General features: G+C 39.4%; 21 protein-coding genes. 12 read left to right on the top strand and 9 right to left on the bottom strand.

Annotated elements, in window-relative coordinates; genetic code table 11:
- Positions 1-36 precede the first annotated feature (36 nt).
- The 3 genes from V6R21_RS18315 to V6R21_RS18325 all read left to right on the top strand — a co-directional run bounded on the left by V6R21_RS18315 (position 37) and on the right by V6R21_RS18325 (position 1,884).
- A complete protein-coding gene (locus V6R21_RS18315; protein WP_334245036.1) occupies positions 37-522 on the top strand; it encodes a tetratricopeptide repeat protein in 486 nt (161 codons plus the stop codon).
- Positions 523-679: 157 nt separating this feature from the next.
- Positions 680-1,351, top strand: coding sequence for a tetratricopeptide repeat protein (locus V6R21_RS18320; RefSeq protein ID WP_334245037.1), 672 nt, complete (start codon positions 680-682; stop codon positions 1,349-1,351).
- 125 nt (positions 1,352-1,476) lie between these two features.
- The gene (locus V6R21_RS18325) at positions 1,477-1,884 is read left to right on the top strand and encodes a hypothetical protein (RefSeq protein ID WP_334245038.1); all 408 of its coding nucleotides are present in this window, start codon (positions 1,477-1,479) and stop codon (positions 1,882-1,884) included.
- 46 nt (positions 1,885-1,930) lie between these two features.
- On the opposite strand, the gene V6R21_RS18330 is transcribed toward V6R21_RS18325, so the two are convergent.
- Positions 1,931-2,566 (bottom strand): histidine phosphatase family protein, encoded by a 636-nt coding sequence (locus V6R21_RS18330; RefSeq protein ID WP_334245039.1) that lies wholly within the window; start codon positions 2,564-2,566, stop codon positions 1,931-1,933.
- A gap of 373 nt (positions 2,567-2,939) precedes the next feature.
- Here V6R21_RS18330 and V6R21_RS18335 point away from each other — a divergent pair, with 373 nt between their 5' ends.
- Complete coding sequence (locus tag V6R21_RS18335) at positions 2,940-5,843, top strand: DUF2339 domain-containing protein (protein ID WP_334245040.1); 2,904 nt, start codon at positions 2,940-2,942, stop codon at positions 5,841-5,843.
- 70 nt (positions 5,844-5,913) lie between these two features.
- Here the strand turns inward: V6R21_RS18335 and V6R21_RS18340 are convergent, their stop codons facing one another.
- The 3 genes from V6R21_RS18340 to V6R21_RS18350 all read right to left on the bottom strand — a co-directional run bounded on the left by V6R21_RS18340 (position 5,914) and on the right by V6R21_RS18350 (position 8,423).
- Positions 5,914-6,504, bottom strand: a complete 591-nt coding sequence (locus V6R21_RS18340) for a tetratricopeptide repeat protein (RefSeq protein WP_334245041.1) — start codon at positions 6,502-6,504, stop codon at positions 5,914-5,916.
- Positions 6,505-7,316: 812 nt separating this feature from the next.
- Positions 7,317-7,643, bottom strand: coding sequence for a thioredoxin (gene trxA / locus V6R21_RS18345; RefSeq protein ID WP_334245042.1), 327 nt, complete (start codon positions 7,641-7,643; stop codon positions 7,317-7,319).
- Positions 7,644-7,814: 171 nt separating this feature from the next.
- The gene (locus V6R21_RS18350; RefSeq protein WP_334245043.1) at positions 7,815-8,423 is read right to left on the bottom strand and encodes a nitroreductase family protein; all 609 of its coding nucleotides are present in this window, start codon (positions 8,421-8,423) and stop codon (positions 7,815-7,817) included.
- 205 nt (positions 8,424-8,628) lie between these two features.
- Here V6R21_RS18350 and V6R21_RS18355 point away from each other — a divergent pair, with 205 nt between their 5' ends.
- Together V6R21_RS18355 and V6R21_RS18360 are read left to right on the top strand one after the other, a co-directional pair.
- A complete protein-coding gene (locus V6R21_RS18355; RefSeq protein WP_334245044.1) occupies positions 8,629-9,813 on the top strand; it encodes a proline dehydrogenase family protein in 1,185 nt (394 codons plus the stop codon).
- A gap of 292 nt (positions 9,814-10,105) precedes the next feature.
- The gene (locus V6R21_RS18360) at positions 10,106-10,897 is read left to right on the top strand and encodes a zinc ribbon domain-containing protein (RefSeq protein ID WP_334245045.1); all 792 of its coding nucleotides are present in this window, start codon (positions 10,106-10,108) and stop codon (positions 10,895-10,897) included.
- A 72-nt stretch (positions 10,898-10,969) separates the two neighbouring features.
- Here the strand turns inward: V6R21_RS18360 and V6R21_RS18365 are convergent, their stop codons facing one another.
- Positions 10,970-11,662: a M15 family metallopeptidase gene (locus V6R21_RS18365; RefSeq protein WP_334245046.1), complete on the bottom strand. Its 693-nt coding sequence runs from the start codon at positions 11,660-11,662 to the stop codon at positions 10,970-10,972.
- Between the two features lie 88 nt (positions 11,663-11,750).
- On the opposite strand from V6R21_RS18365, the gene V6R21_RS18370 reads away from it, so the two are divergent.
- Positions 11,751-12,386 carry a PIN domain-containing protein gene (locus V6R21_RS18370; protein ID WP_334245047.1) on the top strand — a complete coding sequence of 212 codons (636 nt, stop codon included), beginning with the start codon at positions 11,751-11,753 and terminating at the stop codon, positions 12,384-12,386.
- Between the two features lie 73 nt (positions 12,387-12,459).
- On the opposite strand, the gene V6R21_RS18375 is transcribed toward V6R21_RS18370, so the two are convergent.
- Positions 12,460-13,572, bottom strand: coding sequence for a redoxin domain-containing protein (locus V6R21_RS18375; RefSeq protein WP_334245048.1), 1,113 nt, complete (start codon positions 13,570-13,572; stop codon positions 12,460-12,462).
- A 161-nt stretch (positions 13,573-13,733) separates the two neighbouring features.
- Positions 13,734-14,087, bottom strand: a complete 354-nt coding sequence (locus V6R21_RS18380) for a translation initiation factor (RefSeq protein ID WP_334245049.1) — start codon at positions 14,085-14,087, stop codon at positions 13,734-13,736.
- A 164-nt stretch (positions 14,088-14,251) separates the two neighbouring features.
- On the opposite strand from V6R21_RS18380, the gene galE reads away from it, so the two are divergent.
- Entirely contained in the window at positions 14,252-15,289 is a 1,038-nt protein-coding gene (galE, locus tag V6R21_RS18385; protein WP_334245050.1) for a UDP-glucose 4-epimerase GalE, read from the top strand.
- A 76-nt stretch (positions 15,290-15,365) separates the two neighbouring features.
- Here the strand turns inward: galE and V6R21_RS18390 are convergent, their stop codons facing one another.
- A complete protein-coding gene (locus V6R21_RS18390) occupies positions 15,366-15,950 on the bottom strand; it encodes a GNAT family N-acetyltransferase (protein ID WP_334245051.1) in 585 nt (194 codons plus the stop codon).
- 221 nt (positions 15,951-16,171) lie between these two features.
- Here V6R21_RS18390 and V6R21_RS18395 point away from each other — a divergent pair, with 221 nt between their 5' ends.
- The 3 genes from V6R21_RS18395 to V6R21_RS18405 all read left to right on the top strand — a co-directional run bounded on the left by V6R21_RS18395 (position 16,172) and on the right by V6R21_RS18405 (position 20,837).
- Positions 16,172-17,095 (top strand): glycerophosphodiester phosphodiesterase, encoded by a 924-nt coding sequence (locus V6R21_RS18395; protein ID WP_334245052.1) that lies wholly within the window; start codon positions 16,172-16,174, stop codon positions 17,093-17,095.
- Positions 17,096-17,244: 149 nt separating this feature from the next.
- Positions 17,245-18,168: a DUF2911 domain-containing protein gene (locus V6R21_RS18400; RefSeq protein WP_334245053.1), complete on the top strand. Its 924-nt coding sequence runs from the start codon at positions 17,245-17,247 to the stop codon at positions 18,166-18,168.
- 149 nt (positions 18,169-18,317) lie between these two features.
- Positions 18,318-20,837 (top strand): PIG-L family deacetylase, encoded by a 2,520-nt coding sequence (locus tag V6R21_RS18405; RefSeq protein ID WP_334245054.1) that lies wholly within the window; start codon positions 18,318-18,320, stop codon positions 20,835-20,837.
- 50 nt (positions 20,838-20,887) lie between these two features.
- Here the strand turns inward: V6R21_RS18405 and V6R21_RS18410 are convergent, their stop codons facing one another.
- Positions 20,888-21,058 (bottom strand): hypothetical protein, encoded by a 171-nt coding sequence (locus tag V6R21_RS18410; protein WP_334245055.1) that lies wholly within the window; start codon positions 21,056-21,058, stop codon positions 20,888-20,890.
- Between the two features lie 93 nt (positions 21,059-21,151).
- On the opposite strand from V6R21_RS18410, the gene V6R21_RS18415 reads away from it, so the two are divergent.
- Positions 21,152-21,307, top strand: a complete 156-nt coding sequence (locus V6R21_RS18415) for a hypothetical protein (RefSeq protein ID WP_334245056.1) — start codon at positions 21,152-21,154, stop codon at positions 21,305-21,307.
- Positions 21,308-21,361: the final 54 nt, after the last annotated feature.

Below are 21,361 nucleotides of genomic sequence, written 5' to 3' on the forward strand. Positions count from 1 at the left end.
ATATAGAGTCACTTATGTCATCAACCACCTCCTCCCATGACTATCTCTCTCCCAATAAACGACTTTCTCTTCCAACTCTTTCCTGAGAGCAAGAGATACCTACTGGACAGAAATGCACTAAAAGCTTATTTCGAAGACAAATATACTTTGGGCAGCAGTCGTCCACATGTTGATGTTTCAAAAAATGCAGTCCACATCTCTATGATGGTTCCTCACTCTGACACCTGGCATCCTCTCTACAGAAAAGCGATGGAGCTCAATGAGTCAGGATTGCTCAATGAAGCCAGAATACTTTTGGAAGAACTGGTTTCCACTTATCCGCAGAATCCACATTACCATCATCAGTTGGCACTTCTTCTAGCTTCACAAAAACAGCAAACCAAGGCGATTGATCATTGTAAGAAAGCATTAATGTGGAATCCAGATTTTCAAGATGCCCTAAGCCTTATTGGAACACTTTACATTCAGGACAAGACCGACCTTGACACAGCCATGATTTACATCAATCACAAGTGTGAATAGTCATTGAGCTAAACAATTGACAGTACTAGACCGCAAGTTAATCTTCACCATAAAATTGTGTCGAATTCCCACATGTTAAAGGGATTTTTTTTACCTTAAAAACAAGCTACCCTAATTACCATATCCTGATAAGCAATCAAATAGTAATTTGCACTTTATGAAGACTATCTGTATTCTGCTACTACTGACACCTATATCCTTAACACTCTATGCGCAATCAGACGAAGTTGTTAAAGCCAAAACTTTCAATACTCAACCTAGAGCTGAAGACATGAGTGGCAGAGGCCATCTTCTACAAGAAGAAGGAGATCTCAGCAGTGCCAAAGAATATTACTGGAAAGCCATCGAAATCGATTCCACTAACATCGATTATTTCTTGAGTCTTGGTGATATTTGTCTACAGTCCCAAGATTACGAACTTGCCTCAAAAGGTTATGACATAGCCAAAAGGCACTTCCCTGACAATTCTGACATATTCTATTACTCTGGGGATATTTTCCAGAAGATGGGACAATACGAAAAAGCCATTTCTGACTACACCAATGCCATCCGAATTTGCGAACAAACAGAAAGCTCATTCCTCCTTTACTTATACTATTTCAATCGTGGCAATACTTTCCTAAGAATGAAACAGTACCAACTTGCAATTGAAGACTACAACTCAACGCTAAAAATATTCCCTCACCATTATGGAGCACTTTCAAATAGAGGGATGGCAAAGTTCAGTATAAGAAACCGGGAAGGCGCCTGCCGTGACTGGGAAAAAGCATATGAGTTTGGTTATGAAGAAGTCAAAAAATACATGATCAAATATTGTGAAGGGAAATAGTATTTTCCCAAGTCCATTCAACACCTTTACTTTATATTTTTACACTTTTTTTGTTAGTCAAAAGCACTCCTCACTTCCTTTACGGACTGGGCTCCTAAATTTGAGTATAAACCAAATTAAAGAGCATGATGGAAGTGTTTTTGAAACTGATGGTGACCATTGTATTTCTACTTTTTTTCCTAACTGCTTTATTACTGATTATTAGACGGTTTCTGAAAAGTGATGATAAACCTAGTATTCAGAAGATAGTTAACCCGCCACATCAGAGAATATTGCAAATGGTTGGAGAGATGAGCCAGATTTCACCTTACACTACAGTAGGTAATAAGGAGCTTTACAACAAGGATGGAGTGGAAGTCTACATTACGGTCACTAAAGTAGACAGAAGGGCAGCTCTTGAAGCTCACGCCCAAGAGTTTATGGACAAGGAGAATGTTTACCGAAAGCAAATCAAATGGTTAGGTTGGGCTATTCTAGCAACTGTTCTAGGAAGTATTACAGAATGGCTAGTCATGCACAGCCCCATAAACTAAGAAAAGGAAGCCTGACGCTTCCTTTTCTTGTTTATAGCTAAGTTGTTTACACCTTGATTCCGTTAAGGTGGTCAGCCATATTGAAGGACTCCAATTCAAATTTCTTTGTATCAGTGTCATAGTTCAAAATAGAAACTCCTGTATTTTTTGGTACAAAAGTCTTCATTCTGTCAAAAGACAAATCCAGTAACGTACAAAGCAAAATCCTGATAGCTCGGCTATGCATACAAACTAACACCACGGATTCATCTTCATTTGAAAGGATATAATCAAATGCCTCACGTTCACGCTGCTGAACATCATAAAGACTTTCTCCACCTGAAGGTTTGACTTCAAAGTTCCCAGCTTCCCATTCGTTAGAAATGTCCAACACTGTTTTTCCATCGATTTTATGAAGGTCAATCTCCTTTCCTTCAAAAAACCCATACCCCATCTCGTCTAAACCTGACAAAGGTTCCGATACTAACCCTGCCTCCAGAAAGTGTTTAACCGTCTGTGTTGTCCGTTTCAATGAGGAAGTATAGCACTTGTCAAAAGAAATATGTTTATACGCTTCATAAAGTCTGGAAGCCTGCTCCTGCCCCAAACCATTTAGGTCAGCATCAATTCCTTTCCCTTGCACCAAGCGCTTAAGGTTATATTCCGTTTGCCCGTGTCTTACGATATAAAACTGTTTGATCATTATTAAAAGGATTAGGTATTATCAAAAAATACACACATCAGATTGATAGTTAACCACCTGCATATAAATCCTGTGAGGACTTCTTGTACTACAAATGATTACCGCAAGTTAGTATTCTTAATACAACTACAAAAAGTGCATACATACCACAATTGTTTTAATAAACTTTATCGATGTTATTTAACTTCTACTCAATTCTAAATTCAATTAAATTTCACGCTTATGTAATCTCAATGCTAATTTACAGTCAATAAAAACCACTAGACTACCCCTCCTACCTTTAACTTCATTTTAACTTTTTTTCAAACCTTTATTAAACAATTTCGTGTACAAATAGAATGAACCAAATTTTTTGCGGATAAAACCATAACGCATGGATTTTGAACTGAATGAGCTAAAACGGGAAATAGCCAATTTGCAGCTATTTTCAAACCGACAATATGAGCAGATACAAAATGAAATTACACTGCTCTCTGATAGGTTAATGACACTTGAACTTAAAAAAGCTTCACAAGAGCAAGTTGAGGAGACTCCATTACCTACACAAGAGGAAACCCAACCGGAAACTATTTTTTCAAGTGATGCGCAGTCTTTAACTCAGGAAGAGCCTGCTCAGGTGGAGACCATAGTAACTCCACACATACCTAAAACTCCTAAGAAGAAGGCCGTTCCTCTTAGTACACTTTTATTTAATGCCCTACTAAGCTTTGGACCTTTAGAAAGTTTCAAGGATTGGTTTATGGACGTATACCTGCATTACAAAGAAGAAAAGAAACTACCTGTATTCTTCCTGACTATCTTCGGCTTTGCAGCCATGATTATTGGCGTAGGTTTCCTTTTGCAACAGGTGGCTACTCAGTATTTCAATATAGGTACTGAATGGGTTGTACTGATATTAGGAGGAAGCACTACATCAGTGTTACTTCTATGGAGTAAGAAACTACACCATAAAGATGAAAGGTATCAGGAGTTTGCCTCTGCCATACAGGCTTTGATGATATCCATGAACTATCTCATCATTGCCTTTGTCATCAACAACAATGACAGTTCATGGCTCGGAAGTTTACTTATTCTATTAAACACCTCCTTATCTCTGTTTATCGCTTTCCGATTTGAGACTCGCATTGTGGCTACCTTGACATTACTTGGTGGTGCACTAGCTCCGATGATGTTGGAATCATCATCAGCTCCAATCGGCTACTTGGTATATTTACTTTTACTTATATCTGCCTCTATCTATGTTGGCAAGCGAATAAAATGGGAAAGTATATCTTATTTGGGCTTTGCCCTAGGCGTTGTCTTAATGGAACTTATCTTCAATGATTTGGAGCAAACATCTTCCACATTCCCATACTTGATCTATGCACATGTATTTACCTATTTCTTTATCTACATTGGCTTGTTTGACGGTAAAAAGCTACGTCCTCTTGAAAAAGAGAACTTGGGCTTACTCATAACCAACCTCGCAATTTTCCTAACCAATATCTACTTGCTTAGCCCTCAAGAGCATACAGCTGGCTGGCTTTATGTCGCTAACGCTGTAATACCAATTACTGTACTGCTCAAATTCAGGAAAACACTTTCAAAAAAGTATACTCCTATTCTGATAGCCATGGCTACAGGGCTAACGGCACTTGGTATCCAATTCCTGTTCACTCCATCTCTGAAAGGCATTGTATGGGGAGCTGAAGCATTATTGCTTATGTATTTTGGCTATGCATATAGCATCAAGAGTCTCCGAAATCAAGGGCAGCTATTGTACTTAGTGGCAGTAGCTACTATTCTGTACCGCAGTGTAGCTATTATCTCGATGCTAACTGTTGATTATACAGGAGCATTATTTACTGAAGCTTTTATACATTGGATAGAAGCTGGGGTACTCTTTGCATTTATGGCAGGCATAGCGGTCTATTTCAATAGAAAAATCAATGATATTGACACCAGACAAATAGCAAAGTTACAGGAAGGGTTACTCGCTATCTGGTCAAGTATCACCTTTGCCATTACTGCTTTTTACTTTTTGGACAGGTATGCATTCTGTTCATTCCTAATTCCTATGCTGACACTTCTATACTGGGGTAATAAGCGGGAAAGACAGCTAATCAACTTACTAGGTTGGGCTTCAGGTGCTCTGATACTTGTTGGCTTCTTCTATGGGATTGGGGAGTCTGAGGCATTAGTATTCCACCAGCAACCAGCTTACGGTAAAACAGCAGCTATCTTGAGCTGGTTAGTGATGTGGTCTATCCGTTATTACTTCCAATACATACTCCAGGATAAAAAACACTGGAGCAAACACCTCCAAACTGTAGCGTACCTGATCATCCCAATAGCTATCATCGGGTCCTTCAACAGGCATCTCCCTAACTTGATGAACACTGGCCTATGGGTTGGTATGCTTGGTAGCTTTATACTGTATCAGGTATTCCAAAAGAATGTCTACCGTATCCAAACTTACTTTATCTTAATCACTGCGCTTTTGACTATACTTATGAGACAGGAGCTGATATGGATTAATGTACTCAGTGGGTTTATTATTTTGACTGCACTTTTCTTCTACCTGAAAGGGTATAAAATGAGTTACAACGAGAAAGCAGCAGAATGGAAAGGGTTACTGAGAGTAGCTGTATATTACGTTCCTATCGTGGGAGGTATTGTCTTCTGGGAATATTCAGGAAATCTATACCAAGCTATTCTGGTAACACTCGTACCTTCTCTAATGATTGCATTAGCACATAAACAGCTAACCATTGTCAAAGGTAGCCTGTATAAGTACTTCTGGATCATGACAGGACTGTTTGGGGCTTTGGTAACGCTCAAGGCTATCATGTGGGTTGTATTTGATAGTACACCAATTACATTTACCTCAGTCTTTATCACTGCACTTCTGAATATCGCTTATTTAGGATTTGCATATGGTAAAAAGTCTTGGCTAAAGGAAAATGGGCAAAAAGTCGCTTTGTGGGTTTTCAACATCACCTTAGTTGCCACTTACGCACTTGTACTTAACTACTTAGGTATACATTTTTCAAACCCTGCATTTACTGTATTACTGGTTATACATGGAATTCTGATACTTTTCCATACTACTAAACCTAATTACCAATTCCTTAACAGGCTACAGCTAATACTTTTAGCGAGTGGTGCTCTGAAGCTATTCCTTTTCGACCTGTCTGGATTCAGTCTTGTTGAAAAAACCATCGCCTTTATCATTGTAGGACTTCTATGTTTGGGAGCTGCATTTGGATGGATGAAACTTCGAAACAAGAGCAATTAATATCTTTGACACATCAAGGTGTTATAAAATTAAAATCCCCCTTCTCGCATTTTAGCAGAAGGGGGATTTCTTATATCATCATATCCAACTTTTGTCTGGCTTTTTGCACCTCTCCAAAACCTTTCTCAAACATCTTGCAGCTTTTCAGGTAATAGAAAAGTATCTCATCAAGCAACAGTTCATCAAAATGTTCTCTGTAATCTTCTGCATACGGAGAAAAGTAAACTTCTTTCAAGTACTGTCCAATCCATAAGATTGTCGTTGTCTTGTGTTTTCGAACCTCAGTAGCCCTTCTCAACTGTACAATAGATTCCTCAAAACATTGGTGTTCGATAAGTTGACGGATATTATTCCGAAGGAAATTAATATTGGCAGAGGTATGAAGTCCTTTACTGATTTCACGAAAGGCATCCTCCAACTGCTTCACACGACGGTTGTATGACAAAAGACTTTCCCAAAGAGCCGGTGTTTCACCCAACTTCTGAAGCCCTTTACGGACTGTCTTTACAGCAGCATTGAGGTTACCCTTGGCAAAGTGGCACTTCGCCAACAGCTGGTAGGTTTCGACCTCAGCATTATCATCTTTAATCGATTGCCGCAAAAGGGCTATCGATTGATTGTAGCGTTTCGCTTTGAAATGTTGTAGAGCAGAATCAATCACTATGGTTTTTGTTTTGGGTTAGAAAAAGTTCATAATCGTTTGGCACAAAGCCTAATATATTCACAAGAGGTTGAAGACACTTACTTTGAAGTATCCGTAATCTCCTATGATTTATACATGTGTTCTTTTCTTTTTCTATTTGCCCCTACCCTATTTGAGTCAACTCCAACCATTGCTTTTAAACATCAATCACTTTCGGGGCAAGATCAGGCAGAAACCTGATTCACTTTGAATTAGATAAAAAAATCTCTCTTTAGTTTAATTTCGTAATTTTATTCTTATTTCAAAATAAAATTGGAAATAACTAATAATCAAGCTTTAAACATCCATTCATCATCTTATGAAGATGGTTTGTTACAAAAGGTTATAAACAAAAAAAAAAGCGAAGTCGTGGACTTCGCTCTTTCTACATGTCTTAGCTCTGAATGTCTATGTGTTTATCTATGTGTTTGTGGTGTTTATTGGTTAGGATGTTCAAATAAAGCGAAGTATTTTTTCATATGCAAGCAATGAGGGAGAAATAATTGTATTTTTTACATTTCCCTATCATTTCCTTACAGCAACACGTCTCAATAGCATTTCAAGCCACATTATTGAGGATTTTCACCTAAATGACTTCTATACACTTATAATGCACAATGCTTACATTTTTTGAGTGTTGATTTTCAGCATCTTTACTAACTACGAAAAGAACTATACAATCTAATCAAGCGAACCAATACACAAGAATGTGTTCGATTTCTTTCCCAACAAAAAACCCATACTCCTTTTCAGAAGTATGGGTTCAATCGAAATATCTTTCAGTCAGGTAATTATACCAACTGAGCGTTGATTTTGTTTTCAAGCTCATTCTTGGCTACTGCACCAATCACTTTATCTACCGCTTCACCGCCTTTGAATACAAGCATTGTAGGGATAGATCTGATACCGAATCTACCTGCAGTTTCAGGATTTGCATCTACATCCAATTTACCAATAACAGCTTTTCCGTCAAAGTCACCTGCAAGTTCGTCTACGATTGGAGCCATCATGATACAAGGTCCACACCATGTTGCCCAAAAATCTACCAAAACTGGCTTGTCTGAATTCAATACTACTTCTTCGAAGTTTGCATCGGTGATCTCGATTGCTTTTGCCATTGTAATAATATTTTTAATGAAAGGAATTAATTACTTATGAACGCTTAGTCATCTGTTCAAAAGAGTGACGTAAATTAAAACAAACTTTTTTGAAAAAAGTTTAGGAAGCTCAAGAAAATTGTACGTCTGAAGCTTCACTACTTGGTTAACAATTCATTACGGAAAAGCCCCTTATTCCGAAATCCAAGTCACTTTTTCCTGATATGGATTCCTGAAACCTTCTTTTTCATCAATGGCAGGCACTCCAACGTAAAAGAAACCTAACAGTTTATCCTTGTCTCCAAGTCCGAAAAACTCCTTCGCTTCTTCCTTGTAGGTTACTCCTCCACTTGCCCAGTAACCACCATAGCCATACGCTGATACTGTGAGATACATATTCTGAACAGCACAAGCTACCGCCTCTACTTCTTCGATCTCTGGAATTTTCTCACTCTGCTGTCTCTTCATGCAAATTGCAATAACATGAGAGGCTTTTAGGGGCATTGTTGACAGCTTGGTAAACTTTTTCTCATCAAAGTCAGCTTCGGGTGTCAGTTCCTTATACAAGTCTGCTTGAAAGTCTGCAAATGTCTTTTTTGCCTCACCTTCAAACACGAAAAACCTCCAAGGTTCGGTTTTCCCGTGCGTCGGTGCCCAGTTGGCATTTTCCAACATTTGCTCAATGACAGCCTTTGGAACCTCCTCTCCTGTATATTCAGCAGGGAAATATGATCTTCTTTTCTTAATAAGTTCGTTTAACTGTACTAAATTATATTCGGATTTTACTACTTTTGTCGCCATATATAAGTGGTTATTAATAATACTTCAAAATAACCACAAAAATAGCTATTCTGTTCAGATTAGCCAACCACTGTGGAAACTGGAAATTGTATCCATGCTAACACACATAATCAAACACACTGAAGGTATTAACAGTAATATCTTTAAAAGTAAATAACGACCAGGTTTACTAACGGGCCAAAAGCCACTAAACAGGATATTGAAAATGGTGAAAAACGCTCAACTCAGCTTCACTGACACTCAGATTGCATTTTCTTCTAAAAGCGATTCAGAGTTAATGAAAACTTACGCACTCTTTGCAAGCATGGACTACCCATCACTTGTAAAGGTCGGCACCTTCCTTATATCAGGAGCATTCAAGATTAATTTACCAATCAAGCCATTGGTAAAACACACACTGTTTACTCAGTTTTGTGGTGGTGAGTCAATCAAGGATTGTCAAAACACAATTGAGAAACTGGGTGAGTACAAGATTGGTACTATCCTCGATTACTCAGTAGAAGGCGCTCACAATGACAAAAGCTTTAATGAGACGGAAAAGGAAATTATCCTTACCATTCAAAAAGCTGCCACGTCTAAACACGTTCCTTTCTCTGTATTCAAAGTAACAGGTATTGCCCCTGTACCACTGCTGGAAAAAGTTCAGGCAGGTGAAGCACTTTCTGAGAAAGAGCAGGAAACTTGGGACAAAGCTCAGGAAAGAGTCGATCACCTTTGTCGTTCAGCATACGAACATGGTGTAAGAATTTTCATAGACGCTGAAGAGACTTGGATCCAGAAAGTCATTGATGACCTAGCAATGGACATGATGCGCAAGTACAACAAGGAAGAAGCCATTGTTTACAATACTTACCAAATGTACTTGCACGCAAAGCTAGAACAGCTGAAAGGTGACCTGGAAGTTGCCAAAACAGAAGGCTTTAAGTTAGGTGTAAAACTGGTAAGAGGTGCTTACATGGAGAAAGAGGCTAAAAGAGCTGCTGAAATGGGCTACCAAAACCCAATTCAACCAAGCAAGGAAGCCTGTGACAACGACTACAATGCAGCACTTAAGCTGATCGTAGAAAATCACAACCACTTTGCCTTGTGTGCTGGTACACATAATGAGAAAAGTAGCATGTACCTCGCTGAGCTAATGAGCAAAATGGGAATCAGTGAGTCTAACAAGGACTTCTACTTTGCCCAGCTATACGGTATGAGTGACCATATTTCTTACAACCTATCCAACAGCGGATACAATGTAGCCAAGTATGTTCCTTACGGCCCTGTAAAAGAAGTAATGCCTTACCTGTTCCGTAGAGCAGAGGAAAACACTTCCATTGCAGGACAAAGCAGTAGAGAATTCATGCTTGTCAAACAAGAAATGAAAAGAAGAAAAGAATCTAAATAATAGATATTTCACAAGCCCTGATATCGCTTCAGGGCTTTTTTATTCCCTCACCACTCCAATTTTAAATAGCTGATAGTCAACCACCGACCATATTTAGCTAAATAATATCCTAATTAAACAAGCTATTTAACTTATTATTTATTAAAATTGCAGGATATTTCCCCTAAAAACAGTCATCCTCGAATTGAAAATTTATAATTTCGTTTGTAAGATGAATGCCTAAAAGGGTTAATACTATTAATGCATATTGATAGATTTTCACATATCTCTATAAAATACACTTCACACTTTTATGGAAAATACTGTCGCTCAAAAGCTCGACGCACTGATAAAACTTCAGAATCTGGATTCGCAATTAGACGAAATCAAAAAAATCAGGGGTGACTTACCTGAAGAAGTTCAAGACCTTGAAGATGAGATCGCTGGTTATCAAACCAGAATTGAGAAGTTTGACAACGAGCTGACAGCTTACAAAGATAGTATCAAGGAAAACAAAGATAACATCAAGGACTACGAGAAGCGTATCCAACACCTTGAGGAGCAGCAAATGAACGTGCGTAACAACCGTGAGTTTGATGCCATCAACAAGGAACTGGAAACTTTGGGTCTGGATATTCAGGTAGCTGAAAAAAGAATCCGTGAGTCAAAGATCGCAATCGAAGCTAAGGATGACCAAATCCAGCAGACACAGTCTGTTCTTGATGAAAGACAAAAAGACCTTGATGTCAAGAAAGCTGAGTTGGACAGCATTCTTTCAGAAACTGAGGTAGAGGAAGAAAAGCTGCTCAAGCAAAAAGAAAAAGCTGAGAAATCAATCGAAGACCGTCTGCTGAGAGCATACGTGAAAATTCGTGATAACTCATCAAACGGTTTGGCTGTAGTACCTATTAAAAGAGGTGCTTGTGGTGGTTGTTTCAACGCTGTACCTCCACAGAAAAGAGCTGATATCAAAGAACAGAGAAAGCTTATCATCTGTGAACACTGCGGTAGAATCTTCTCAAATGTTGAGGTAGAGGAAGTAGTGGAAGAGGAAAAACCAAAAAGAAGAACTTCAAGAAGAAAGTCTACTAAAGACGCTAAATAATTCTTCTTGTTTAAATAGAAAAAGCCTGAATCCGGTTAAGATTCAGGCTTTTTCCATTGGGTAAAATTAAGGCTATTGCGCAAACCGTTCCTTTATTTGGAGCACTTCCTGCGAAATTTCATTTTGCCATATACAGTAAAACTCCTCAGCAGCTTCGGGTCCTACAAATCGCCAATGCCAAGGCTCTTTCTTGATGGCTGTATTTTCCCTGAAATAATAAGAAGGAATCCATCCCTGCCTAAAAGCATTTTCCAACAACCATAAAAAAGTCTTACTCCCAGCATGGACAGCCGTAAAATCAACCGTCGTACCTAACTGGTGTTCCGAATAGCCTGTCCTTTCAGCTATGTTACTACCCAACTTCCTATACAATGACGCTTGAAACGCTCCATTCCTGAATGCACTTGAAACTTCTAGCTTTATCCCTGACAAAGCTGCACTGTTTTTCAGCCTTTTCAGCCCCAGATAGGCTTCATTCCGTAACTTCAGCCCATCGATCTTTTTCAAACTTGTATTTCTCCCTGCGAAAGACGGACTGTTTTCCACACTCCATGCAGGTGCAACACTGGCATACTTAAAAGGCAACCCAACAGGCATTCCCAAATAATCGATCGTAATTCTAGAGACAGGTACATATACTCCCTCTTGTTTTTCCACAAACTCCTGTACAGAAGCTCTTTCCGCTAAAAAGCGAATACTGCACTGCCCTGAAGCTTCAGATATCACCCAACCTTGTAACAATAGCCATAACAATGACTTTTTCATACCACAACCAACATTGATGTCCTTGAAATGTTATATTTATAGTGTGTCTAATCTTATTGGCTTCAAACTGCTGCAATGCCCAATACACATGAAAAAATATATCTTCATTGATTTTGAGAATGTACAGTCACTTCCCACCAAACTAATCAATACAGAACTGGAAGAAGTTGTTTTATTACTTGGTGGGCACCAAAACAAGATTCCCCTTGAGCTTGTCCAAAAACTCCAGCCATTGGGAGATAAGGTAAAATGGATACAGATCAACACTGCGGGCAGGAACAACCTCGACTTCCATCTCTCCTTTCTTCTCGGGCAATACCATCACCGTGCTGATAAAACGGCAGCCTTTATAATTATCTCTAAGGATAAAGGTTTTGACGGACTGATCACCTACATACAACAGATGGGAAGAACCTGCTACAGGCAGACACATACCCTTGAATTTACCGAGTTCCACAATGGAGGAACCCTAATCCGAACGGGAGAACCAATCTATATCGACGCTGAAAAATTCCAACGCATCACTACCTTTCAAAGAGTAATGGACACACTCAAAAACCTTCATGGCAAAAACCGTCCACGAAAAGAAAAAACACTCCTCAATTATATCAGTTCACTGATCAGACACGATAATACAGACTGTGAACCTACTGATATTCTCCAACTGCTCGCCGAAAATAAAAAGATTAGTATTGAAAGCGGCAAAGTGACTTACTTTTTCTGAGATAGGTTTTTAAATGAAAAAAGGTTGCTTACTCACGTAAACAACCTTAGTTCTTTTATTATCAACTAAATGACTAAAGACTTGCCGTAGCTGAAAGCACTTCTTTCAATTTGTTTTCCAATTCTTCTCCGTGCAGGTTTTTGGCAAGGATTTTACCATCAGGACCTACCAGTACATTATTTGGAATAGCGTTTACATTGTAAAGTTTACCTGCTGCACTTTTCCAACCTTTCAAGTCAGAAACGTGAGGCCAAACCATTTCCTTTTTCTCCACAATTGTTCTCCACTTTTCGCCATCAGTATCAAACGACACACCAAGCATTTCAAAGTTATCCCCCTTGAACTCGGCATATAGTTTCTTGATTTCAGGTAGCTCTCTCATACATGGTCCACACCAAGTAGCCCAGAAGTCAACCAGTACATACTTTCCTCTGAAATCAGACAGTGCGATCTCTGTACTGTCAAGACTTGCCAGTTTGAAGTCAGGTGCCACATTACCAATCTGCAATGCTTTCTCCTTCTCCACATATTCTTTCAGATAAGTGATATACTTAGTTTCTTGCATCTCAGGAGCAAATTGACTTACAAGTTGCTCTATTTCTTCAAATGGAGTGCTGTAAATCATTCTTCTCACAATATATGCCATCGCATGGCTATTTGGTCTTTCAGCTACTTGTCCTTTGTAATATTCGTTTTTAAGCGCCTCCAGACTATCGTATTCTGCATTCAATTTTGCTATCAATACCGTGTCTTCATTTGAAGCTGCTCTGTATTGAGCAATCACATCATCCATTGCATCTTTTCCTGCAAATCCTGCAACAATAGAATCCAACTCTGCTTGTGCCACAGATCCTGTAACCTCTTTTTTGGTGCCCATTTCAGATACTGTCACTGTAATCTCACTATTCTCAAGGAAAAGGCTAGTTCCAAACGGCTTTTCTAAGGAATCAGAAGCAAACTGAATACTTGTCATTGCAGGCGAAGCAACAGACCCAGCAAAAGTAGCTACTCCATTTTCAATAGATACAGTATCGTTACCTGCTTCATTGAAAAGGATCGCTGTTCCGTTCTGAACATCAGCCAAGTTAACAGTCAAGTTATAAGAAGCTACTCCTTCTTTTGCACCTGGTTTGGTACAAGCATACATTGAGAGTGCCGCAAGGGCCATTAAAGATAATTTCTTCATGAAGATGTTGTTATAAAGAATGATCAGTATAGTTTTTAACTAATAATTAAAATTTTATACATGAAAATATAATTATACGACAAACATTTTGGATATAAAAAAGGTAGACAAAGAAATATACTTCTAAATCTACCTCACCAAGGTTTCTACGAACAACAAGACTATTTTGTATTTGAATAGCCTGCTTCTTTCAAAATAGTTACAATTTTTTGCTTAAAATCCCCTTGTATAATGATTTCTCCATCTTTGGCTGTCCCTCCTACTCCACACTTTGTTTTCAGGAGTTTTCCAAGCTCTTTCAAATCATCTTCCGACCCCACAAAACCTGCTACAAGTGTTGCCGTTTTACCTTTCCTACCTTTTTTCTCCATCTGTACTCTGAGCTGCTGCTGATTTGGAGGCAGGGTTTCTTGCTCATCTTCCTCATCGTAGTCATAAGTAAATTCCTCATTGGTGGAGAACACTACACCCAAACGGTCTTTCCAATCGTTTTCTTCCTGTTTTTTCTTTGCCATCACGCTATATTTATATATCAAAAGTTGATTTCTGATTACAAACTAACCAATACTGTTCTTAACAAGCAATTCCTCCTCGCCTCATTATTTTCTTAACAAAATACTTCCAACAAAAATCTGATAGGTTATATTTGCTAGCTAACGAATTAAACCCTTCTGAGAATATGAATAAGAAAATACTGGTAACAGGCGGCACAGGCTATATTGGATCACATACTGTGGTAGAACTGCAACAGCAAGGCTATGAAGTGGTTATTGTGGATGACCTTTCCAACTCTGATATTGAGGTTTTGGACAGAATCGAAACAATTACTGGTATCAGACCTACATTTGAGCAGTTTAACCTGATTGATGCTGAAAAAACGGATGCGCTGTTTGCCAAACACAATGACCTATCTGCTGTAATCCATTTTGCTGCTTCAAAAGCAGTAGGAGAATCAGTTGAAAAACCATTACTCTATTATCAGAATAATATTTCTTCACTGATCAACCTTCTGAATGCCATGAGAAAGCACAATGTGCAAAACATGGTATTTTCATCTTCATGTACAGTATACGGACAGCCTGATGTCTTACCTGTAACTGAAGAGGCTCCTACTAAGCCTGCTGAATCTCCATACGGAAACACAAAACAAATTTGTGAAGAAATCCTGAGAGACACTGCAAGTGCTTACCCTGAAATCAAGGCAATCGCCCTTAGATACTTCAACCCTGTTGGTGCCCACGATTCAGCACTGATTGGTGAATTACCAAAAGGAGTTCCTATGAACTTGGTTCCTTTCATTACGCAAACTGCAATTGGTCTGCGTGAGCAACTGAGTGTATTTGGCAGTGATTATGACACGCCTGATGGCACTTGTATCAGAGACTACATCCATGTAGTTGACTTGGCTAAAGCGCACATCATTGCCGCTGAACGTATGCTTGAAGCAAAAGGTAAAGCTGATTTCGAATTCTTTAACCTTGGTACTGGTACAGGCAGCACTGTACTGCAAGTAATCAAAGCTTTCGAATCAGTGAACGGCATCAAGTTGAACTACAAGATTGTAGACAGAAGACCTGGCGATATCGAGAAAATCTGGGCAGATACAGACATTGCCAATAAGGAATTGGGATGGAAAACTGAGCGTGACCTAGACAACATGATGGAAACAGCTTGGAAATGGGAAAAAAACCTGAGAGAAAACCTGATTAAAAACTAAATCAGACTTTTCACTCAATACATATAAAAAAAGGCTGCTCCAAAGGCAGCCTTTTTCTATACACTGAAGATATACCTTACTTATTCTTAAGCTCATACTTGATTGCGTTGGCAAAAGGAGAATACCAATTTCCACTTGCTGAAAAACGCTCTATTTCTTCAAAGCCTAACTTTGCCAACATATTCACTGATCTTGTGTTTTTGATAAAACAAGTAGCTGTAATACTTTCCAGTTCCAGTTTTTCAAAACCAAATTCCAATAGTTTAATTACTACTTCCGTCATAATTCCAACTCCCCAATAGTTCTTATCAAGAGAATAGCCTATTTCGCCTAACCAGCCACTATTTTCGAAGTGCATAAAACCACCTGTACCTATCAGTTCTGAATTATTGCGATCTGCAATGGCCCACCTGATCTTACTCAGATCCCTGAAACCTTCCAAACTCTCGTCAATCATCGTGTAAGCATCTTCAGGTAACCTCATTGGCGGTGATGCCCTGTACTTCATTGCTTCCCTATCAGAGTAAATTTCATACAATCTATCTGCATCAGGCAGTACCAAAGGACGAAGGTTGGTTCGAAGCGTGTGCATCACAGGAAATGTCCTGATTTTCAAAAGAGACTGATTGGGTTCCACTACATTAAAGGTTTCATTTTTCATATGGCAGGGTTAAAGTCTTTTGGTTCAGTATGGCTTCAAATACTCCTATCTAACGATTCTATTTTGGCTTTTCAAGTAAGTTCCAAAACATTCATTTCAAATTCCTTGCATTTCTATATAAAACATCTCAAAAGACTATTATTTTCATATTTAAACTTAGATTAGTACGATCATAAAACTCAATCTTTCCATATAATCTAAATCAAACTAAACTACCCTAAATGCAACTGCTACTAAAGAAACTATACCCAATACTATCGCTGCTACTGATGACTCATTTCAATGTAAATGCGCAAATAAAAATAGACCTGCAAGGCCATCGGGGTGCCAGAGGTTTAGAACCCGAAAATTCTCTTTCTGCTTTCTCAAAGGCTTTATCTTTAGAGGTTACCACCTTGGAGCTTGATGTTATCATCTCCAAAGACAGTCTTGTCGTGGTTTCACATGAGCCATTTATGAACCATGAGATCAGCCTAGCCCCTGACGGAAAAGCAATATCAGCTGACCAAGAGAAAAGCTACAACCTATATGAGATGGATTATCAAACAATCAAACAGTTTGATGTAGGTAGCAAACAACATCCGCGCTTTCCTGATCAACAACAAATGAAAGTCTACAAACCACTACTTTCAGAAGTACTTCGTATGGCTGAAGACTATAAGAGACAGAGAGGACTTCCGCCCGTTCGCTACAATATTGAAATAAAGAGTTCAGAAAAAAGTGATGGCAAGTATCATCCTAGTCCCGATCGTTTTTCAGAATTGGTTTTGGCAGTAATTCTTGATGAAAAGATTCCTTATGACAGGTTCACCATTCAATCATTTGACGTCCGTCCATTGAGATACCTCAAGCGGCATCATAAAAATGTGGTCTTGGCTTTATTGGTAGAGGGTGAAAAGGATTACAAAAAAGCCGTAACAGCCCTAGGCTTCACTCCACAGATTTACAGCCCTGACTTTCACTTGCTAGACAAAAAGTCAATCAAGAATCTTCATAAAAAAGGAATGAAGGTGATTCCTTGGACTGTTAATGAAAAAGAAGACATGATCAAGTTATTGGAGTGGGGTGTCGATGGTTTTATCACAGACTACCCCGACAGAGGCAATGAAGTACTTGAAAGCTTGAAAATCGAGAAACTGAATTAATATTCATTCTGTAAGACTCAAGTTGGGCTATCTCTGAAATAGACAATCACAACTTTTTTTAACACCAGTTGGAGGTTATAAGTAGATGGTCTTTATTATTTTGGCAACCTGTAATTGTAATTTTCACAGTAATCTCTGTTTAAACACCTATGAGAAACTCAAAACTAATGAATGCACTTTTGCTGGTTGTTGCAATGGTCTTTGCCAACTTCGCTAATGCACAAGAACTTCCTGCTCCTAGCCCTGCTGCAAGTGTAATGGCACGTGTCGGTCTGACAGACATCACAGTTGACTACTCTTCTCCTGCGGTAAAAGGCAGAAAAGTATTTGGCGAGTTGGAGCCATATGGAGTTGCATGGAGAGCCGGTGCCAATGGACCAACAAAGATCACTTTTAGCACTGACGTAAAAGTGGGCGGTAAAGACCTTAAAGCGGGCGCTTACCACATTTTCCTGACACCTATGGCTGAAGGAGATTGGACTTTCCACTTCAATGGCAAAGGTAGCAGTGTTTTCACTTACCTTAAAGGCGGTAAGCAAGACACTGAAGCGCTTAAAGCTGATGATGTAGCGACTGCTGCTGCAAAACCTGCTGAAGCTCCAATGAAAGAAAGATTGGCTTACCTGATTGAACCTGTTTCTGAAACAGAAGGTAAAGTGACGCTTTGGTGGAACAAAACTATGGTTTCTTTCAATGTTACCGTTCCTACTAATGAGGTAGCAATGGCTAATATTGATCAAACCAAAAAGGAACTGGGTAATGCTTGGAGAAATTACCAAAGAATTGCTCAGTACTATGCTTCTAATGGAGACATGGAAAATGCAATGGCCATGATCGACAAATCAATTGCAACAAAAGACTATTTCTGGAACAAGTGGGTAAAAGCTGGTTTCCTTGCTGAGCAAGAAAACTGGGATGCTGCCCTTGACCTGATGTTGGAAGCACAGGAAGCTGGCAAGGCTAACCCTGACGGTACTTATGAGTACTTCCAGCCACAAATGGAAAAAGATTTTGCTGTTTGGAAAGAAAATGCTTCCAAAAAATGGCTGAAGGCTTACAGCAAAAAGAACTAAGAATCAGAGAGGTGCAATTCCTTCTGAATACTGTAGAGACGCATATAAACTGTGCGTCTCTACTTTAATATTGAGCCTTATCAAACAAACGGCATTCTCCTCTGGTTCTGAACTCTAAACTTCTGCTTCCAGCATCTAAAATTTCATTCATGAAACAACTTACACTCTTAACATTACTAATCACTTCATTTTTTACGACCTATGCGCAGGTAAAGCCTACAGAAAGTCTGAATGCTTCCGAAATAAAGGCTGGCTTGAACAAACTTGGTGTATTGGGCAGCGTGATGTACATGGCTGCACACCCTGATGATGAAAATACCCGCATGATCACCCATTTTTCGAGGGGAATGGGAATCCGTACAGCTTACCTGTCGCTTACACGTGGTGATGGCGGACAAAACCTGATAGGCAAGGAAATACGTGAACAGTTAGGAATCATCAGGACTCAGGAACTATTGGCTGCCAGACATGTAGATGGAGGTCAACAGTTTTTTTCACGTGCTAATGACTTTGGATACTCCAAAAACCCTGAAGAGACCTTAAATATCTGGGACAAGGAACAGGTGCTCGCAGATGCAGTTTGGGCGATCAGAAAATTCAGACCTGACGTAATGGTTACCCGTTTCTCTCCAGATAGAGGAGGCCTCACTCACGGACACCACACTACCTCTGCATTGATCGCTGTAGAAGCTTTTGAAGCTGCAGCCGACCCTAAGCGTTTTCCTGAGCAACTGAAGTATGTAGATACTTGGCAACCTAAAAGAATCTTATGGAACACTTCTTCTTGGTTTTTCAGAACCACAGGAGCTGAGTTCGACCCGTCAAAATACTTATCCATAGACGTTGGCGGTTATAATGCATTATTGGGAAAATCCTTGGGTGAAATAGCCTCAACAAGTCGCTCTCAGCATAAAAGCCAAGGTTTTGGAGCTGCCATGCAAAGAGGTATGGAAATAGAATACCTTTCACACCTAAAAGGTGACAAAGCTGAAAATGACCTTTTTGAAGGCATCGACCTAACATGGAACCGCATAAAAGGTGGAAAGAAAATCGCTGAAAAAGTAAAAGCCATCAACAGCAACTTCAGTGTAGAAAACCCTGCTGCTAGTGTCGAGGCACTCACCTCACTTCTGACTGATATCCGTAACTTGAAAGATGAATCTGCATGGGTACAAATCAAGGAGCAAGAAGTGGAAGAACTGATTCTTCAATGTGCTGGCATCTGGCAAGAAGCAACCAGTGAAGCTTATAGCATTGCAAAAGGTGACAGTTTGAGTGTTAGAATCAATTTGATCAGAAGAAGTAACACTGAAGTTAAAGTTGAAAATATCAAGGTGGATGAGCTAGGTACGATCAAGCTTGAAGAAGCGACACCAGCATTCAACAAGATGACTTCAGCTGAAGCGACATTTAAAGTGCCTGCTGCCTACCCTATTTCACAGCCTTACTGGTTAGCTGAAAAGGAAACAAAAGGCATGTTTGTAGTAAGTGACCAAAAAGTAATCGGGCTTCCTCAAAACCCTGCTGCTGTTCCTGTAAAAATCACTTACAATATCAATGGTGTAAATGTCAACCACGAGATTCCTGTACTCTACAAGTGGACAGACCCGGTTGATGGAGAACGATACAGACCACTGGCTGTTACACCGGCTATCACTACGAACCTTCAAGACAAAGTCATGATCTTTGCCAACGGAAAAGGCAAAGCGATCAAGGTTTTAGCGAAAGCTCAAAAAGCTAATACTTCTGCTACTGTCAGACCGGTAGTTCCTGAAGGGTGGAGCGTGACACCTGCTTCAGTTGAAGTAAAACTGAACGACAAGTTTGATGAGCAGTTACTAACCTTTATGGTGACACCTCCTGCCAGTGCCTCTGAAGCAACGCTTAAGATTGAATCTATCGTAGATGGCCACACTACATCTTATGAACTGAATGTCATAGACTATGCACACATTCCAATTCAGACTTTATTCCCTTCTGCTGAAGCTAAACTTGTTAAGCTTGATATTGACAGAGGAGGCAAAGAACTAATAGGATACATAGAAGGTGCTGGTGATGCCATTCCTGAAGCATTGAGGGCTGCAGGATATACAGTAGACATTCTGGAAAATGGAGACATCAATGCAGCCACTTTACAAAAATACGATGCAGTCATTACAGGTGTACGTGCTTACAACGTCAACCCGAGAATGAAGTTCCACCAAAAGGAACTGATGAAATACGTAGAAAACGGCGGTAACTTGATTGTCCAATACAATACCTCACACAGACTTGTTACCAATGACTTGGGTCCATACCCACTTCAGCTATCTCGTGACAGAGTTACTGTAGAAGAAGCTGAAGTTACTGTACTTCAACCTGAGCATCCTTTGGTAAATTCCCCAAACAAGATCACTGCTGCTGACTTCAGCAATTGGGTTCAGGAACGAGGCTTGTACTTCCCAAATGAATGGGATGAACACTATACGCCACTGTTCTCAATGCACGATCCTGGAGAAGAAGTAAAAACGGGTGCTACACTAGCAACTCAATACGGTAAAGGTACCTACATCTACACAGGTATTTCATGGTTCAGGGAGTTACCTGCCGCTGTACCTGGTGCTTTCAGGTTGTTCGCAAACATGATTGCATTTGATGCAGAAGCGAGTCTTGACTCAAAAGCCAAATAACAAAATCACTTGCCCGAAGTCTTGAAAACACTTCGGGCATTCCGTTTTCACTAGAGAAGGTTCTTATTAAAATACAAAAAGATACTGATGAATATGACCGTCAGGACGATTCCACTCATCATGGCGATAGTAGCACCTGGCAAATTGCCCAGTTTCATCAGGATACCCACAGCACTTGTGATAGCACCAAGGTAGCCCAGCTTGTAAACTTTGTTATTCATGGTAATGAGGATTAAATAGAATTGGGTTTTTCTAATATGTATTTAAGTGAAAATAAGCGAAATATAGTTTTTACACAAAGTATTTATTTGAAAATGAATATTTCTGACTCTAAAAATGAAATGGAGGAGTATGAAAATGAAAGCCTCCCAAAAATCTTTAAAAGCTGGAAGCAACTTTATGCTGTTGTCATTGGAGAGCTAGCATTGTTGATCCTGCTGTTTTACTGGTTTACAAAATCATTCGAATAATCATTTCATACATTGTTACAACGACTTCAGTAATTACAATTTCAGCGATAATAC

This window comes from Limibacter armeniacum (genome assembly GCF_036880985.1).
In the GTDB taxonomy this organism is placed as follows: Bacteria; Bacteroidota; Bacteroidia; order Cytophagales; family Flammeovirgaceae; genus Limibacter; species Limibacter armeniacum.

Bases quoted from the DNA above. Each gene is read 5' to 3' on its own strand.
- V6R21_RS18315 (WP_334245036.1), top strand. From the start codon at position 37: ATGACTATCTCTCTCCCAATAAACGACTTTCTCTTCCAACTCTTTCCT.
- V6R21_RS18320 (WP_334245037.1), top strand. From the start codon at position 680: ATGAAGACTATCTGTATTCTGCTACTACTGACACCTATATCCTTAACA.
- V6R21_RS18325 (WP_334245038.1), top strand. From the start codon at position 1,477: ATGATGGAAGTGTTTTTGAAACTGATGGTGACCATTGTATTTCTACTT.
- V6R21_RS18330 (WP_334245039.1), bottom strand. From the start codon at position 2,566: ATGATCAAACAGTTTTATATCGTAAGACACGGGCAAACGGAATATAAC.
- V6R21_RS18335 (WP_334245040.1), top strand. From the start codon at position 2,940: ATGGATTTTGAACTGAATGAGCTAAAACGGGAAATAGCCAATTTGCAG.
- trxA (WP_334245042.1), bottom strand. From the start codon at position 7,643: ATGGCAAAAGCAATCGAGATCACCGATGCAAACTTCGAAGAAGTAGTA.
- V6R21_RS18350 (WP_334245043.1), bottom strand. From the start codon at position 8,423: ATGGCGACAAAAGTAGTAAAATCCGAATATAATTTAGTACAGTTAAAC.
- V6R21_RS18355 (WP_334245044.1), top strand. From the start codon at position 8,629: ATGGTGAAAAACGCTCAACTCAGCTTCACTGACACTCAGATTGCATTT.
- V6R21_RS18360 (WP_334245045.1), top strand. From the start codon at position 10,106: ATGGAAAATACTGTCGCTCAAAAGCTCGACGCACTGATAAAACTTCAG.
- V6R21_RS18365 (WP_334245046.1), bottom strand. From the start codon at position 11,662: ATGAAAAAGTCATTGTTATGGCTATTGTTACAAGGTTGGGTGATATCT.
- V6R21_RS18370 (WP_334245047.1), top strand. From the start codon at position 11,751: ATGAAAAAATATATCTTCATTGATTTTGAGAATGTACAGTCACTTCCC.
- V6R21_RS18375 (WP_334245048.1), bottom strand. From the start codon at position 13,572: ATGAAGAAATTATCTTTAATGGCCCTTGCGGCACTCTCAATGTATGCT.
- V6R21_RS18380 (WP_334245049.1), bottom strand. From the start codon at position 14,087: ATGGCAAAGAAAAAACAGGAAGAAAACGATTGGAAAGACCGTTTGGGT.
- galE (WP_334245050.1), top strand. From the start codon at position 14,252: ATGAATAAGAAAATACTGGTAACAGGCGGCACAGGCTATATTGGATCA.
- V6R21_RS18390 (WP_334245051.1), bottom strand. From the start codon at position 15,950: ATGAAAAATGAAACCTTTAATGTAGTGGAACCCAATCAGTCTCTTTTG.
- V6R21_RS18395 (WP_334245052.1), top strand. From the start codon at position 16,172: ATGCAACTGCTACTAAAGAAACTATACCCAATACTATCGCTGCTACTG.
- V6R21_RS18400 (WP_334245053.1), top strand. From the start codon at position 17,245: ATGAGAAACTCAAAACTAATGAATGCACTTTTGCTGGTTGTTGCAATG.
- V6R21_RS18405 (WP_334245054.1), top strand. From the start codon at position 18,318: ATGAAACAACTTACACTCTTAACATTACTAATCACTTCATTTTTTACG.
- V6R21_RS18410 (WP_334245055.1), bottom strand. From the start codon at position 21,058: ATGAATAACAAAGTTTACAAGCTGGGCTACCTTGGTGCTATCACAAGT.
- V6R21_RS18415 (WP_334245056.1), top strand. From the start codon at position 21,152: ATGAATATTTCTGACTCTAAAAATGAAATGGAGGAGTATGAAAATGAA.